General features: G+C 54.3%; 14 protein-coding genes and 1 pseudogene. 10 read left to right on the forward strand and 5 right to left on the reverse strand.

All coding sequences use genetic code 11. The annotated features are described in order from the left end of the window. The first annotated feature begins 3 nt into the window (after nucleotides 1-3). The 3 genes from AC2FJW_RS11590 to AC2FJW_RS11600 all read left to right on the forward strand — a co-directional run bounded on the left by AC2FJW_RS11590 (nucleotide 4) and on the right by AC2FJW_RS11600 (nucleotide 1,953). Nucleotides 4-408 carry a DUF2160 domain-containing protein gene (locus AC2FJW_RS11590; RefSeq protein WP_281972348.1) on the forward strand — a complete coding sequence of 135 codons (405 nt, stop codon included), beginning with the start codon at nucleotides 4-6 and terminating at the stop codon, nucleotides 406-408. 65 nt (nucleotides 409-473) lie between these two features. Next, complete coding sequence (locus AC2FJW_RS11595; RefSeq protein WP_142634715.1) at nucleotides 474-869, forward strand: BlaI/MecI/CopY family transcriptional regulator; 396 nt, start codon at nucleotides 474-476, stop codon at nucleotides 867-869. Next, on the forward strand, nucleotides 856-1,953 hold the full coding sequence (locus tag AC2FJW_RS11600) for a M56 family metallopeptidase (RefSeq protein ID WP_496750136.1): 1,098 nt from the start codon (nucleotides 856-858) through the stop codon (nucleotides 1,951-1,953). The genes AC2FJW_RS11595 and AC2FJW_RS11600 overlap by 14 nt, the downstream gene beginning before the upstream one ends. A 217-nt stretch (nucleotides 1,954-2,170) precedes the next feature. On the opposite strand, the pseudogene AC2FJW_RS11605 reads toward AC2FJW_RS11600, so the two are convergent. The 5 genes and pseudogenes from AC2FJW_RS11605 to AC2FJW_RS11625 form a co-directional block, all read right to left on the reverse strand. Beyond that, nucleotides 2,171-2,715, reverse strand: a pseudogene (locus AC2FJW_RS11605) (DDE-type integrase/transposase/recombinase). Nucleotides 2,716-2,820: 105 nt separating this feature from the next. Next, nucleotides 2,821-3,870 carry a hypothetical protein gene (locus tag AC2FJW_RS11610; protein WP_496750137.1) on the reverse strand — a complete coding sequence of 350 codons (1,050 nt, stop codon included), beginning with the start codon at nucleotides 3,868-3,870 and terminating at the stop codon, nucleotides 2,821-2,823. Nucleotides 3,871-3,892: 22 nt separating this feature from the next. Beyond that, nucleotides 3,893-4,204: a MocE family 2Fe-2S type ferredoxin gene (locus AC2FJW_RS11615; RefSeq protein WP_496694939.1), complete on the reverse strand. Its 312-nt coding sequence runs from the start codon at nucleotides 4,202-4,204 to the stop codon at nucleotides 3,893-3,895. Continuing rightward, entirely contained in the window at nucleotides 4,204-5,364 is a 1,161-nt protein-coding gene (locus tag AC2FJW_RS11620; protein WP_496750138.1) for a fatty acid desaturase family protein, read from the reverse strand. The genes AC2FJW_RS11615 and AC2FJW_RS11620 overlap by 1 nt, the downstream gene beginning before the upstream one ends. 69 nt (nucleotides 5,365-5,433) lie before the next feature. Further along, nucleotides 5,434-6,462, reverse strand: a complete 1,029-nt coding sequence (locus AC2FJW_RS11625; RefSeq protein ID WP_496750139.1) for a LacI family DNA-binding transcriptional regulator — start codon at nucleotides 6,460-6,462, stop codon at nucleotides 5,434-5,436. Nucleotides 6,463-6,639: 177 nt separating this feature from the next. Here AC2FJW_RS11625 and AC2FJW_RS11630 point away from each other — a divergent pair, with 177 nt between their 5' ends. The 7 genes from AC2FJW_RS11630 to AC2FJW_RS11660 all read left to right on the forward strand — a co-directional run bounded on the left by AC2FJW_RS11630 (nucleotide 6,640) and on the right by AC2FJW_RS11660 (nucleotide 14,043). Next, entirely contained in the window at nucleotides 6,640-7,368 is a 729-nt protein-coding gene (locus AC2FJW_RS11630) for an SDR family NAD(P)-dependent oxidoreductase (RefSeq protein WP_496750140.1), read from the forward strand. A gap of 12 nt (nucleotides 7,369-7,380) precedes the next feature. Then, nucleotides 7,381-8,535 (forward strand): Gfo/Idh/MocA family protein, encoded by a 1,155-nt coding sequence (locus AC2FJW_RS11635; protein WP_496750141.1) that lies wholly within the window; start codon nucleotides 7,381-7,383, stop codon nucleotides 8,533-8,535. 10 nt (nucleotides 8,536-8,545) lie between these two features. Beyond that, complete coding sequence (locus AC2FJW_RS11640; RefSeq protein ID WP_496750142.1) at nucleotides 8,546-9,460, forward strand: sugar phosphate isomerase/epimerase family protein; 915 nt, start codon at nucleotides 8,546-8,548, stop codon at nucleotides 9,458-9,460. 45 nt (nucleotides 9,461-9,505) lie between these two features. Then, nucleotides 9,506-10,543, forward strand: a complete 1,038-nt coding sequence (locus tag AC2FJW_RS11645; protein WP_142634734.1) for an ABC transporter substrate-binding protein — start codon at nucleotides 9,506-9,508, stop codon at nucleotides 10,541-10,543. Nucleotides 10,544-10,616: 73 nt separating this feature from the next. Beyond that, entirely contained in the window at nucleotides 10,617-12,101 is a 1,485-nt protein-coding gene (locus AC2FJW_RS11650; protein WP_496694927.1) for a sugar ABC transporter ATP-binding protein, read from the forward strand. Beyond that, complete coding sequence (locus AC2FJW_RS11655; RefSeq protein WP_496750143.1) at nucleotides 12,098-13,039, forward strand: ABC transporter permease; 942 nt, start codon at nucleotides 12,098-12,100, stop codon at nucleotides 13,037-13,039. The genes AC2FJW_RS11650 and AC2FJW_RS11655 overlap by 4 nt, the downstream gene beginning before the upstream one ends. Further along, the gene (locus AC2FJW_RS11660; protein WP_496690824.1) at nucleotides 13,036-14,043 is read left to right on the forward strand and encodes an ABC transporter permease; all 1,008 of its coding nucleotides are present in this window, start codon (nucleotides 13,036-13,038) and stop codon (nucleotides 14,041-14,043) included. Before AC2FJW_RS11655 ends, AC2FJW_RS11660 begins: the two co-directional genes overlap by 4 nt. Nucleotides 14,044-14,050: the final 7 nt, after the last annotated feature.

Consider the following 14,050-nt stretch of genomic DNA (forward strand, 5'->3'; position numbering starts at 1 on the left):
GATATGCGTAAACTGCTTTTGATCCCCTTTCTGATCCCGGGTTCGGCCTTGGCGCAAGCACAGGCCGGGTGGGGAAGTGTGGGTCAGCCCGAAGAAAAAGAGTTTTCCTGGACTGCGCCCTTGTGGCCGGATTTCTGGATGGCGTGGACACCGGCAACCCTGGCCGTATTTGTCGGCATCTTTTCAGCCATCGCGCTGATCGGTCTGCTGGAAGGGTTCAAATTCCGCGACGGGATTGAACGGCGCGGCGTTCTGGGCTTGACCACCACATTGGGCGACCGGCTGTTCATCACATTGCTTGGGGCAGCTTACATTTTTCTGGCCTGGTTAGGGCTAGTCGGGCAACCGGTCTGGACACCGCTGTTCCTGTCCATCGGCTGGGGCGTTTTCGTGTTCTGGAAAGTTTAGGCTTTGCGAAACCATCAAAGGATGCTTGTCTGTCAGGCACAGGAAAAATGACGGCACTGGGATCAATGCGAAAGAAAAAGACGACAAACCTGCTGACCGAGGTCGAACTGGAGTTCATGAACGAACTCTGGGCTCTGGGTCAGGGCTCGGTGCGTGATGTACTGGACCGGCTGCCACCAGATCGGAACCTGGCCTATACGTCAGGGGCAACAATCCTTCGCATTCTTGACGAAAAAGGCTTTGTAGAAAGTCGCAAAAACGGCAAGACCCTGAGTTATACGCCGCTTCTGGAAAAGGATAGGTATCAGGCGCGTTCACTGCAGAACCTGTCACGAACCCTGTTCGATGACACACCAGCCACGCTGGTTGCACGGTTGGTAGATGACGCCGGTCTGAGCGAGGCAGATCTTGAGGATATTCGGGCACTGGTAGAGAGGAGACTGCAAAATGACAGCGGTTAAACCGGTTCTCGACGCATTTCTCGAACTGAATCTGGTTCTTGCCCTAGCGGCTATTGTATGGATCGCGGCAAGATACGTGGTTTCAATGACGCAGATGCGACACGGGTTTGTTGCACAGCTACGCGCATTGAAAATTCTGTGTCTTTGCGTCCTGCTCAGCCCCCTTTTGGCAATCGGGGCTGGTTTGGTCATGGCGATGTATTCCGTTGAAGGCGGGGTCGCCATTGGGGATCTTGCGGTTGCCGCCTATCTGCGTGGCGATATCGCCATGCCCGCCACCCAGTTCGAGGCCCTGCTAAATACCCGGCAAAGGTGGATCGAACAGACCCTCTCAGGCGAAAACCCGATTATATCGGCAATCTTGGTGGTAATGGCGCTCTATTCTGCGGTCTGCATCCTGCGCATTATCCGTGACGGGTTAGCAATCCGAGGCATTGTGCGCTCCAGCTATCTGTGGCGAAGCTCGGAAAAGGTCGATATCCGCCTGTCCGACCGGGTCACAGTCCCCTTCGCCGTTCGCGGTTTGTGGCGCAGGCATGTGGTATTGCCCAGCCATCTGCTCAACACCCCCAGCGATATGCGGTTTGCCCTTGCACACGAGCTGCAACATGTCAGGGCTGCCGATGTTGAATGGGAACTGGGGTTCGAGCTTTTGCGGCCGTTCCTGTTCTGGAACCCGGCATATCTGATTCTCAAGTTTCAATTCGATCGGCTGCGCGAGCTGGCCTGTGATCAATCCGTCGTTTCGCGCCGTGGAATCAACGCGGTCGAATACACCTCCTGCCTGCTGAACTATTGCTCCAATACAGTAATGCGCGGCAGCCCGCGTGTATTGAATGTGGCTTTGGTTAAAGGGGGCAAGGCCAAACGCGTCTTGCGTCAACGTGTGATTGCCCTGGCAGATGCCCCTGCAATCCAACCCACAATGCCCCCTCTGTTCTTTGCCCTAAGCGCAGCTTTTGCTGTGACATTGGCGTTAGGCGCTGCGTCATTGCAGCCTGTAGACGACTGGAGCCATGACAGGTTGATGTTGTCGACCGTTGTGAACCTTGAACGGTTGGAAGCCCGCAATCAGGGCAACTGACCCTTATTCGTGGGAAATATTCTCGAAGGATCTGCAGCGCGACGCACATTCTTGCAGCGAAGCCAATCTGCGTTTGCAGAAGAAAGAAATCGCAGGTTGCTTGGTGAAACAGGCTGAGTGGCGGTGCTGTCAGGCAAATTCGAACCAGTCTCAGTCTACCTCAGAAAGCTAAAAATTAGGCGAAACTAAATTGGCTCCACGCCGAAAGGGCGGCAGTTCAACTGAGTTTGAACTTGTCGCGTGAGTAAAGCTGCCGTTCATGATTGAAGTGACTATGGACGGAAGTGTCGTCTGCGGCAAAATTTTGCAAACATCACATTTGCCGGAGGCAGAGCATCGCACGTTCTTTTCGCCGACGGAAGATGTGAATACTCAGCAAGATTGTTCTTCCAACGGCCAGTTTCTTGCCTTGAGGCATTACCTATGACTTTCATCGCCGCGTTGTAAGAGTGCAACTTGTCAGTGACGACGAAACCTGACTGGCCGTATCGTTTCATCGCTTTCTTCAAGTGTAGAAAGGCCGCAACACGATCCCGGCGCTTCGTGACATAGATATCCAGCACCTCGCCTTCATGGTCGGCTACCCGCCACAGGTGATATTGCTTGCCGTTGATCTTCAACAATAACCTTTTTTAGATGCCGCTACCAGTTCGCGAAACATCGCATCCGATCTATGCGTTTTCGGCTATTTTCTGCGGCACAGATAGGGCCAAACCTATTCAACCAGAATCGAACATACACCATCACTGCTAGACGAATGATCTCAGGCTTGGTTTTGAAGCAGCATAAAAGTGAGCGTTTTTGTCATCAAGCGAAGCTACGAAACTGCCCTGCCTGTCTCAAGCCAATTTCCCCTGCACCACCCGTTCAAATGTTCAGGGCTTGCGGATCGAATGGCACAAGAATCTCCTGATTTTCTGTACCTCGGATCAAAAGTTGGTTTCCCAGAGTTTCAACTGCAATCACCCTGGCTCCACTACGCCAACGAAGCGCCCCGATGACATGTGTAACCTCAACTTGGCGATCGGGGTTTAGATGAATGACGCCGTGATCGTTCGGGAAACTATTTTCGACATTTCCCAGGATGGGCGAAGCGGCCCCCTCCTCAACCCCAAGGCAGGCGAAGTGGCGGCTCGACCAAGGAGCATAATATCGACCACCGTTCGAATGCCACAACATCGTCATCGGCAAAGCCTGAGCCGATTTAAGCGACAGGAACATGTCGCCCTCCACGGGGCGAGTTACCGCGGTCCAACCCAATTTCTCATCAGGCGAATCCAATCCAACAACAAAGTCTTCACTCTGTGGAGTCCATGGGTAGTTTGACAGATTCACTTCGCGGTCTTTCCCGGGAAAAGACGCCAACGTTTGGCTTTCAGCCGGATATCTAAGCGCTGAATAGCCTAATGCCGGATCAACTTCCTGTTCAACCTTAGGCGTTCTCCAACACTGCTTTCGAGAGGTATGAATGATCCCACCATTGGGCAAGGATACATTTGCGTGATTTGCAACCGGCATCGTGCCGTCGCCACCAATGAAAGTGTGACGCTGGTAGACGAATGGATGCTCAGGATGCAGTGTAATCTCTTTTTGCAGCCTAGCTCCATAGACCGTTCTGTCGAGCTCAGCGCGCAAATAGCTGTCGGTCTTTTCTTCAAGTCTCCAACGAGAGTTAGCTGGCCACCCATGCAGCGGCGATGTCCCCTCAGTTGACCCGAATGGGGCGCAGAAGAAATCACCGCCGAGTTTTTCCAAATGAGGTGCTATACCTTCGGGCATAACTTCGTCTGTGCCAACCCAAGGTGCGCGATGTAGTGGTGAAATCTCAGCGTTACCGTCGTACACACTGAAACTCTCGATCAACCCCAACTGCAAATCGAATGAAAGCCGGATGCCTGTTGCGGACAGCTCGATCACAAACCACTCCTAGCCCAAAAAGTCATTCCACCAATACCATGACGCGACCATTTCCTACTCTGGTTTCGTAGGTGCGAAGATCTTCGCATACGGGTGCCCTCAAAGCTTTGCCCGTGCGATAGTCGAATAGCCCATTATGCTTGGGGCACTCTATCTCATTGTCCATCACCAGACCGTCCGATAAGTGCACTTGTTCGTGTGTACAGAGGCCGTCGGTGCAATAGAACTCATTGTCCAAACTGCGAACAATCACGTAGGTTCTACCGTCGTGGTCCCAACGAATGAGATCTTCTTCCTCAACATCGTCTACGGCGCATGCGTCAACCCAAGGCATTACGTTCCTCCTCGATCACCGATTTCTAACCCCGTGTTTCTCTCCGGAACTCCCAAGTGAAAATGTTCCCGATATGGGCGGGCCGTCGGCGGGAGAGACTTTCGTATGGCGTAACTCGGGTCAACACGCTGCTTCATGACGGAACCCATCATTTCTTTGTAGCCGTCCCAAATCGAAGTATTCGGCGGCGGCAGATCATCCTTGATCAGATCATGAAGCGCTGGAAGAGAGTAATACGGAACCATCGGGAACATGTGATGCTCAATATGGTAATTCATGTTCCAGTAAACCCAACGGCTTATCGGGTTCATATAAAGTGTACGTGAATTTAAACGGTGATCAAGAACGTTCTCCGCAAGCCCTCCATGCTGAAGCAACCCCGTCATTACAAAATGCCAACACCCATAGACCCGAGGACCTCCGATCAAGAGTATGGGGATCAGGGATTTCCATGCGGCCCCGGAGACAAGCAAAACAAATGAAATCAACAAAACAGCGGCGTAGATCGCAATGTGAATCCGCGCCCAAAGGACCGCTTTGGGCCATTGGCTTTCCGGAATGTAATCCTGCTCTTCTTGCGACAAGTTCCCCATGGCATTTCGCATTAGAACTTTGAGTGAAGTCCAGGTCTCAAAAATCCCTACAAATGCAAGCGCCTTCAGGATCAGGCTGATCGGGTGCATCCACGCTATTTCCGGATCGCGGCCAACAATGAGTGTATCGGTGTGATGCCGCGCGTGGCTCCATCGCCAATTGACCGGGTTTCGCATGATCTGGAAGGACGCGATGTGGTACACGACGTCATTCATCCATCGGGTTCGAAAGGCTGTTCCGTGTCCGCATTCGTGCCAACGGCTGTCGCAGGCCGAACCATACACGACACCGTAAACAAACCAGAAAGGCACGCAAAGCCAGCTACCCCAGAAGTATAGCCCGCCAGCCGCAAATACAAAGTGCAAAGCGATCCAGATCACTGTGTCACGAATGGCCGGCGCATCCCTGCGCTTCATAAGCGATTTCAGCTTCTTACGAGGAACATCGCTGTGGTACCACTCTGCGGCCGAAAGACCGTTTTCTATCGCTTGACGCGTATTCACACCAGTCAGGGAATAATCCCGAACAGTGAGTTCAGAGCCAATGGGTGTGGTCGACTTACTCATTTCCCCTGTCTCCATCGCTCACAGCGCGTCTTCGTTGACTATAGCAAAGGCGCCAAAATTTTGACTTCGCTAATTGGGCGGCGCAGAGCTCGCCCGCGTTACAAGCTCTACGGGAAGCGCTGATTTCATTGGAAGCGCTTTGCCAGTGTTCGCCAACTGGCCAAGCAAAACCTCTGCCGCACGGCGTCCCAGTTGGTGTCGGTCCTGTCGGATTGTTGTCAGAGCCGGAACATAAGATCCTGACATTTCGATATCATCGAAACCAACAACCGAAATGTCACCGGGCACCTTCAAACCACCCGCGACCAGCCCAGAAATCAACCCAAAGGCAACCATATCCGCGGCGCAGAACACCGCCGTTGGGCGCTCATCCATCGCAAGTATTCGTCTGGCGGCCTCATGTCCGGATTCCAGCGAAAAGTCGCCCCTGATAATCCACTCGGGCCGCGCTGGAAGCCCCAGGCGTGTCCGTTCTTCGACCACGCCCTTACGCCGAGCGGTCGTCAGAACATTCCCGTCGGGACCGGTAACATGCGCGATATTTTTGTGGCCCAAATCATGCAGATGCCTGATCGCCAATCGCGCACCTTCGGCGTTGTCGCTGGAAATCACCGGAAAGGCCTCGCCTTCCACCCATTCACACAAAAATACTATGCGGTCGCCCGCGCCGTATGTGACGCATTGCTGAAGTGCGGTCGAAGGAATGCCACCATCCAAAGAGATTGCGCCATCTATCCGGCCGTCTCGAAAGTACCCAGCAAGAGTTTCTTCCTGAAGCGGATTGCTTTCGGTGTCGGTGATCAGAACTGCATAGTCCGAGCCCGCAAACCCCTCACTGATACCGGCAAGTATGCCCGAATAGAAAGGTTTGCCGAGGTTGGGAACAAGGATCAGTACGGCCCCCGCCCTTTTCATCCGCAGGTTTCGGGCTGCCTGATTAACGCGATATCCCGTCTCGCGAATAGCTTCCAAAACAGCAACACGTGTTGATTTTGACACCAGATCGGGATTGGACAGAACACGACTGACAGTGGCTGTCGACACCTGCGAAACACGTGCGACGTCCTGTATTGTGGCGGGTTTGGGTATCTTGCTCATTGCTTGGCAGTCGATTTCTGGCTTGACTCGAATCTCATGTGATGCCGATTATGTAATCGTTTACACAATTTGGAAAGTAGGTATTTCCCAAAATGTAATCGTTTGCAGTAACGATTTCGCCAAACGAGGGAAACTGATGGCATCCGAATTCAAACGCAACAAAAGCCGGGTTCTTTGATGGTTTCGAAGGTCACATTCGACTTTGCCGGGGCAAAGGTCCTGGTGATCGGTGCCAGCCGAGCCGGCATTGGTGCCGCTATTGCAAGAGAATTCCAGGACTCGGGTGCCACAGTGGAGATTACCGGTGTGGAACCGCAATGCGTCGAAGAGGACGCCGCCCGGTTTGACTACATTCAACTGGATGTAACCAACACCGAGGAAGTCTACAATTTTGCAGGTGAGCGGGACCATATTGACGTCTTGGTAAACTGTGCGGCGGTGACTCGACGCGGTGAAGAAATGGCACCTGAGTTCTTTTCCCACGTGCTGGACGTAAATCTGACCGGGTCTTTTCGCTGCGCCGAAGCGCTGCACCCTGCCCTTTCGGTCGCGAAAGGGCGCGTCATAAATGTGGCCTCCATGTATGCGCGCTTTGGTTCACCGCTCAACCCAGCCTATGGCGCATCAAAAGCCGGCGTGGAACAACTAACAAAATCACTGGCGATTGCGTGGGCCAAAGACGGTATTCGGGTGAACGCGATCGCGCCCGGGTTCATCGTGACCGAGCAATCGGCGAAAGCCCGAAAAGACGCCAGTTTCTCAACAGCTGTAGAAGCACGCACACCCTTGGCACGCTGGGGTCACCCAGAAGATATCGCTGGAACAGCCTTGTTTCTCGCATCCGATGCGGCAGCCTTTGTGACCGGTGCCTGCGTGATCGTGGACGGAGGGTATTCGGTTGTTTGACAGGAGCGCACGATGAGTGACTTCGCAAAAATCCGCGCTGCGGTGATCGGGACCGGCTTCATAGGAACAGTGCACGTTCAGGCGCTTCGGCGTCTGGGCGTGGACGTAAGAGGTGTTCTTGGGTCATCGCCAGAGCGCGGAAGGGAACGAGCGCGGGCAATGAGCGTGGCCCGAGCTTATGACTCTCTGGAGGATCTGTTGGCGGATGAAAACATCGATATAGTACACGTAACGACCCCTAACCACGCACACTATCCGCAAGTGAAATCGATCCTGACTGCGGGCAAACACGTCATCTGCGAGAAACCACTTGCCATGACGTCCGTAGAAAGCGCCGAAATGGTCGACCTTGCCAAGGCTTCTGGCAAGGTTGCAGCGGTTTGCTACAACATTCGGTTTTATCCACTGAACCAGCAGGCTCACGGAATGGTTATGGCCGGGGATCTGGGTGATATCCGTTTTGTTACCGGGCACTATCATCAGGACTGGCTTGCCAAGCCCAACGACTGGAACTGGCGGCTGGAAAGCGAAATGGGTGGTGTGTTGCGTTCGGTCGGTGACATTGGAACGCACTGGGTTGACCTGACGAGCTTTGTCACTGGCTTGAAAGCGGCATCGGTCATGGCGGAACTGGCTACTTTTATCCCGGAACGCCAGAAACCTCTCGGCTCGGTTGAGACGTTTGCCAGCGGAACCGGCGAAACCGAAAGTGTGCATATCGATACCGATGATGCTGCTATGATCCTAATCCGTTACGAAAACGGAGCACGCGGCGTGATGAGCACATCCCAAGTGAATATGGGGCGAAAGAACTCATTGCAATGGGACATCGCCGGAGCAAATGCCAGTGCGGCTTGGGACAGTGAAACTCCTGATCATCTGTTCATTGGGCATCGTGACGCGCCCAACCAGACCCTGATGCGTGACTTCACCTTGATGAACGGTCCGGGGATCGCAGCCGCCACCTTGCCGCCCGGGCATGTCGAAGGTTTCGCAGATTCATTCTTCAACTTTTTCCGGGCGGTCTATGCCGACGTCATCGCAGGCGGGCGGCAACAAGGCAGCACATGGGCGACATTTGAGGACGGCCACTATGAGATGCAGTTCTGCGATGCCGTCGTGAAATCGGCGAGTGAGAGCCGCTGGGTCGATTTGAGCGAGATTTGAGGGCGATGACATGAAACTGGGCTTACTGACTGCACCATTCGAAAACTCTCAATTGACTGAGGTGGCGGCCTGGGCCGGTTCCAATGGGTTTTCGGCGATGGAGGTCGCCTGCTGGCCATCTTCAGGTGGCGAACAACGGCGCTATGCGGGAACCAGCCACATCAACGTAGATGGCCTTTCCGCGGATCAGGGCAATGAAATTGTCGGGCAACTCGGCGATCAGGGGATCGAGATTTCAGGTCTGGGATACTATCCCAACCCGCTCCACGCCGATGAAGAGTATCGGGTTGAAGTTATTGGACATCTTAACAAAGTAATCACCGCCGCCGGTGTTATGGGCATCAAAGTTGTCAACACATTCGTCGGCGGAGATCGCACTCTGCATCTAGACGCGAACTGGGAGCGTGCCACCGAAATTTTCGATCCGATCGTGAAGCATGCACAAAACTCTGGTGTGCGTCTGTGCTTTGAGAACTGCCCGATGATCTTCAGCTATGACGAATGGCCCGGGGGTCACAACATTGCTTACTCGCCAAGAATCTGGCGGCGAATATTCGAGGAATGGGGCGATGCGGTTGGCATGAACTTCGATCCTTCACATCTGATCTGGCAGTTCATCGATCAGACACGGTTCATCAAGGAGTTCGGTTCTCACATGGCTCATGCCCATGCCAAAGACGTGATGGTTGATGAGGACGGGCTTTATGAGAACGGTGTGATGTCTACCGGCATGGGATGGCAAATCCCACGGCTTTGCGGGCTGGGCGATGTGGACTGGTCCGGTTTCTTTTCCGGCCTGTACCGCGCCGGATACGACGGTCCGATCATTATCGAACATGAAGACAGATTGTTCGAAGGGACTGACGAAAAGGTCAAGCGGGGTTTTCTGCTGGCCCGGGATGTCCTGTCACCATTCATCAAGTGAAGAAATTATCAAATTTGAAATGACTAAAACTGGGAGGAAACTAAAATGAAGAACCTACTTTATGGTGTTGCTGCTCTTGCAGTTTCAGCGTCTCTTTCAACTGTGGCGATGGCTGACGGGCACAAGCAATACACAATCGGAGTGTCCAACACCGTTCAAGGTAATGGTTGGCGCGAACAGATGATTTGCGCCATGCGTGCCCAAGCTCTGGTCGAAGCCGATGTGACGAACCTGATCGTTGCGCATCGCAACACCGATTCAGCCGGGCAACTGGAAGACATCAACAACCTCATCGAAGCGGGTGTAGACGCCATCGTGCTAAACCCATCCAACCCGGATGCTTTGAATTCGGCACTGGAAAAAGCAATGGCGCAAGATATCGTCATTGTTGCCGTGGATGCCGGTGTTTCGGCTGAAGGCGCCTACATTCTTTCGAACAATCAAGAAGAATACGCCTATCTTGGCGCCAAGTGGTTATTTGAACAGCTCGGTGGCAAAGGTGACGTTGTCTATATGCGAGGCATTGCTGGCGTCTCAGCCGATACTGACCGCGACAACGGCTTTAAACGCGCGTTGGCAGAACACCCCGATATCAATGTGGTGCATGAAGTTTTCACCGGCTGGCAGCAAGACCAGGGTAAGCAACAGATCTTTGATTACCTGGCCACCGGCATCCCGTTTGACGGTGTCTGGACCAGCGGCATCGACAACGTAATCGTCGATGCGTTCACCGAATCCGGGGCACCTTTGGTGCCGATCGTCGGCGCAGACAACGCGGGCTTTGTTCAATACTTGACCGAGGTTGAAGGATTGAATGGCGCAGCGGTAACAAATCCTGGCTCAGTCGGCGGCGCAGGCATTGCTCTGGCTGTCGACATTCTTAACGGCAAGGCACCTGAGAACAAAACCGTTCTTGTAGATCCTGTGCTTTGGGAGAATGCGACGGACGCAGGCCGTGAAACGATCACAGCGGCTCAGAATCCTAACCTTGACCCAGAGTGGCCCGTATCAGTGACCGTTCCCGGCTGGACCGATTACACGATGGAACAAATCATCGACTGTAAAGGACCCGGCGAGGGCTGATCCGAATTGACTGGCCTTCCGCCTTTTGCTGGGCGGAAGGCAAATCCAACCCACTCGGCATTCAAGGACTTCCATGAGCAGCACACCACTTCTCGACGCGTCTGACGTGGCCAAAAGTTTTGGCGCCGTACGGGCGTTGACCAATGCGCACCTCACGGTTGCCGAAGGCGAGATCGTTGCCTTGATGGGCGCAAATGGCGCTGGCAAGTCCACTTTCGTCAAGATCATTACCGGTGCCCTTAAACCCGACGCTGGTCAGGTATTGATCAGAGGCAAACAAGCGTTTGTCGGAAGCCCCGCCGAGGCGCGCCGTTCCGGTTTGGTGCCGGTTTATCAAGAACCCTCACTCATTCCTGATCTCGACGTATCCGACAATCTTCGGCTGACAGACACACCTGTCGATCAGTTTCAAAACTGGGTTACAGAACTTGGCATCGAAGGCCTGAAACTATCGGCAATGATTGGCGACCTGCCACTTGCTACGCTGCGCATCCTCGATCTGGCACGCGCGCTGGCAGTTGAACCAGATGTCCTCTTGCTGGACGAAATGACCGCGGCGCTGCCGACGGATCTGGTTGAACGCGTATTGAAGACCGTAAGGCGCAAAGCAAATGACGGGATGGGTGTGATCTATGTTTCTCACCGTTTCACCGAGATTTCGGAACTGTGCGATCGGGCCACTGTGTTGCGGGATGGCATGTCTGTCGGAGATCTCGACATTGAACCCGGCGTAGAAGAACGCGTGGTCGAATTGATGCTGGGTCAGAAGATTGACATTGGAACACGTCAGATCCTTCGAGCAAATGAACCACAGGCCAAGACACCGCGCCTAGGCATTAAGTCACTGGCTTTTGAGCCCAGTTTCTCGGATGTTTCGTTCGACTTATTCCCCGGCGAGGTCCTAGGGGTGGTCGCGCTTGAGGGTCAGGGGCAGGATGAACTGTTTGAGGTTCTGGCGGGCTTTGATCGCCCGTCTTCAGGATCGATGGAAGTTGATGGAAAGCCCGTAAACTTCGCCCACCCCGCCGACGCCATTGCCGTCGGGATAACTTTCGTTCCGGGCGATCGTTCAGACGCTCTGCTGGCGCAAAGGTCAGTTAAAGAAAACATCGCTCTGCCATTTTCTGCCCGGCTCAAGAACTGGGGACCAATAAAATTGCGGCATGAGCGCGATCGGGTCGCTTATGCGGTCGAGAAACTGCAGATCGACACACGCGCGCAGGGCGAGGTGCAAAGGCTTTCAGGTGGCAACCAACAGAAAGTCACCATTGGTCGCTGGCTCGCGACAGGTGTCGAAACCCTGCTTCTATTCGATCCGACCCGTGGCATCGATGTGCGCACAAAACGCCAGATTTACCCGCTTGTCCGTGAGTTGGCAGATCAAGGAGCGGCGGTTCTATTCTACACGTCCGAGTTGGAAGAAATCCCACTTGCCTGTGACCGCGCGGTCGTAATCTTCAACGGTCGCGTGGTTGATGTGATTGATGCCGCTGACGCGGATGAACAAACACTGATGCGTGCGGCCTATGGCCTGACCGAAACGGAGGGCGCGGCGTGAGCGTGGCCATCCGAAAACACGCATGGGTCATGGGGTTAGCGGTTCTTCTCATGGTCCTTTTGACCATCACAAAATTGATACAACCAACTTTCGGTGCGTCAGGACTGGAGAGTATTGCCCGCGCCGCCCTGCCCTTTGCTTTCGCAACCGCCGGTATGGCCATCGTCGTAATTGTCGGCGGTATCGACCTGTCTGTTGCGTCTATGATGGCTGTCTGTGCTGTGACTGCAGCCGTTCTGATGGAGCGCATGGCCGGTGCACCGGCCTTGTTTATCGTGTTGGGGGTCGGGTTTTTGATGGGGTTGATCAATGGTCTTTTGATCGTTGTAACGCGCGTGCCCGATATCGTTGTGACACTCGCCATGCTGTTTGTGTGGGAAGGCGTCGCGCTGTTGATCCTTGAGACACCGGGCGGCGCGACTGCAGATTGGCTGGAACAGGCAATACGCGGTCAGTTTCTATTCGACGGGCTGCCTAAGGCATTGCTTGTCATTGCCTTGGGCATCGCTGTTGTCTGGTTGCCGGTCCGGCGCTCCAAACTCGGGCTCTCGATTTACGCCACCGGATCAGACGAGCTTGCCGCCTTCCGCTCTGGTGTTTCAGTGGGAAGAACAAAGATAGCAGCCTATGCGCTATGCGGGCTGTTTTGTGCCATGGGCGGTCTAAGCCTCGCTGCGCTGACCGGGATTGGAGAGCCGGTACCGGGGCCATATCTTATGGCCTCGGTCGCGGCCGTAGTTCTGGGCGGTGTCGTGCTGGGCGGTGGCAAAGGCGGTCTGCTTGGACCGATCATCGCGGTGTTCATTTTGCGGATCATTCGGACGATCCTGACATTGCTGGCCGTCGATCCAAACGTGACCACGATTATCGAAGGCACGATTATGGTTCTCGTCGTTATGCTGGGCACGGCGGCTTCACTAAAGGGAGCCCGCGGATGAGCATGGACACCATAGATCCACCGATGGTCCGCTTTGGCCGTTATCTGCGGGACAACCCAATTATCCCGCTATTGGTCTTCCTTGTCCTGATGATCGCTGTGCTGGAAGTATTGCGGCCAGGTATCGTTACCCCGGTCCGAGCAGGTCGGGATGGGCTGATTTCAACCTTTTGGGTTGGCAACCTGATCAAGTTCGCAATTCCATTGGCGATGCTTGCGGCTTGTCAGGTGCTGACAATGCTAACCGCAGGAATTGATCTCTCGGTCGGGGTAGTTGCCACCGTGTCAGCCTTCGTTTGCGCAACACTTAGTGCGATTTGGGGCGTGACACCTGCAGTATTGATCGCGCTGTCAGCTGGCCTAGTTGTGGGCGTTGTAAATGGCATCGGTGTGGGATTGGTCCGGGTCCATCCATTGATCATGACACTGGGATCGGGGTTAATCGCCACCGGATGTCTGCAGGTCTATCAACGCCTCGTTATCAATGCTGGCACCGAAATTCCCGCCTTCCTTGCCTGGCTCGGAACCGGCCGCACCGCTGGAATGCCGAACGGCCTTTTTGTATTCATCCCGTTTGCGCTCTTTATCCTGTGGCTCATGCGCTATACAGGATTTGGTCGGCTGCTGTTCGCCTTAGGCTCCAATGAGCAGGCCGCTAAGCTGTCCGGGGTCCGAGCATGGCAGGTCTATCTGGGGCTCTACGTGCTTTCAAGTTTGATCGCTGCGCTGGCTGGCTTGCTCTATCTCGGCATGATCCGTCAAACTTCGCTGAGCCTTGCCAACCCCTTGTTGTTACCCTCTGTCGCTGCGGCGGTGATTGGCGGCACATCAATCTTCGGAGGTCGTGGCAGTTTCGCAGGTGCGATTGTGGGCGCACTTATTCTGCGTGTGCTGGATACTATGCTAACATTGATGCAAATGCCGGAAGGTGCGCGCACGGCCCTGTTTGGGTTGATCATTCTTGCAGTTACCGCACTCTACGTCAGGATCACCGGCACGCGCTAAAGGGAGT

It is taken from the genome of Ruegeria sp. CDSA020, from assembly GCF_059612345.1.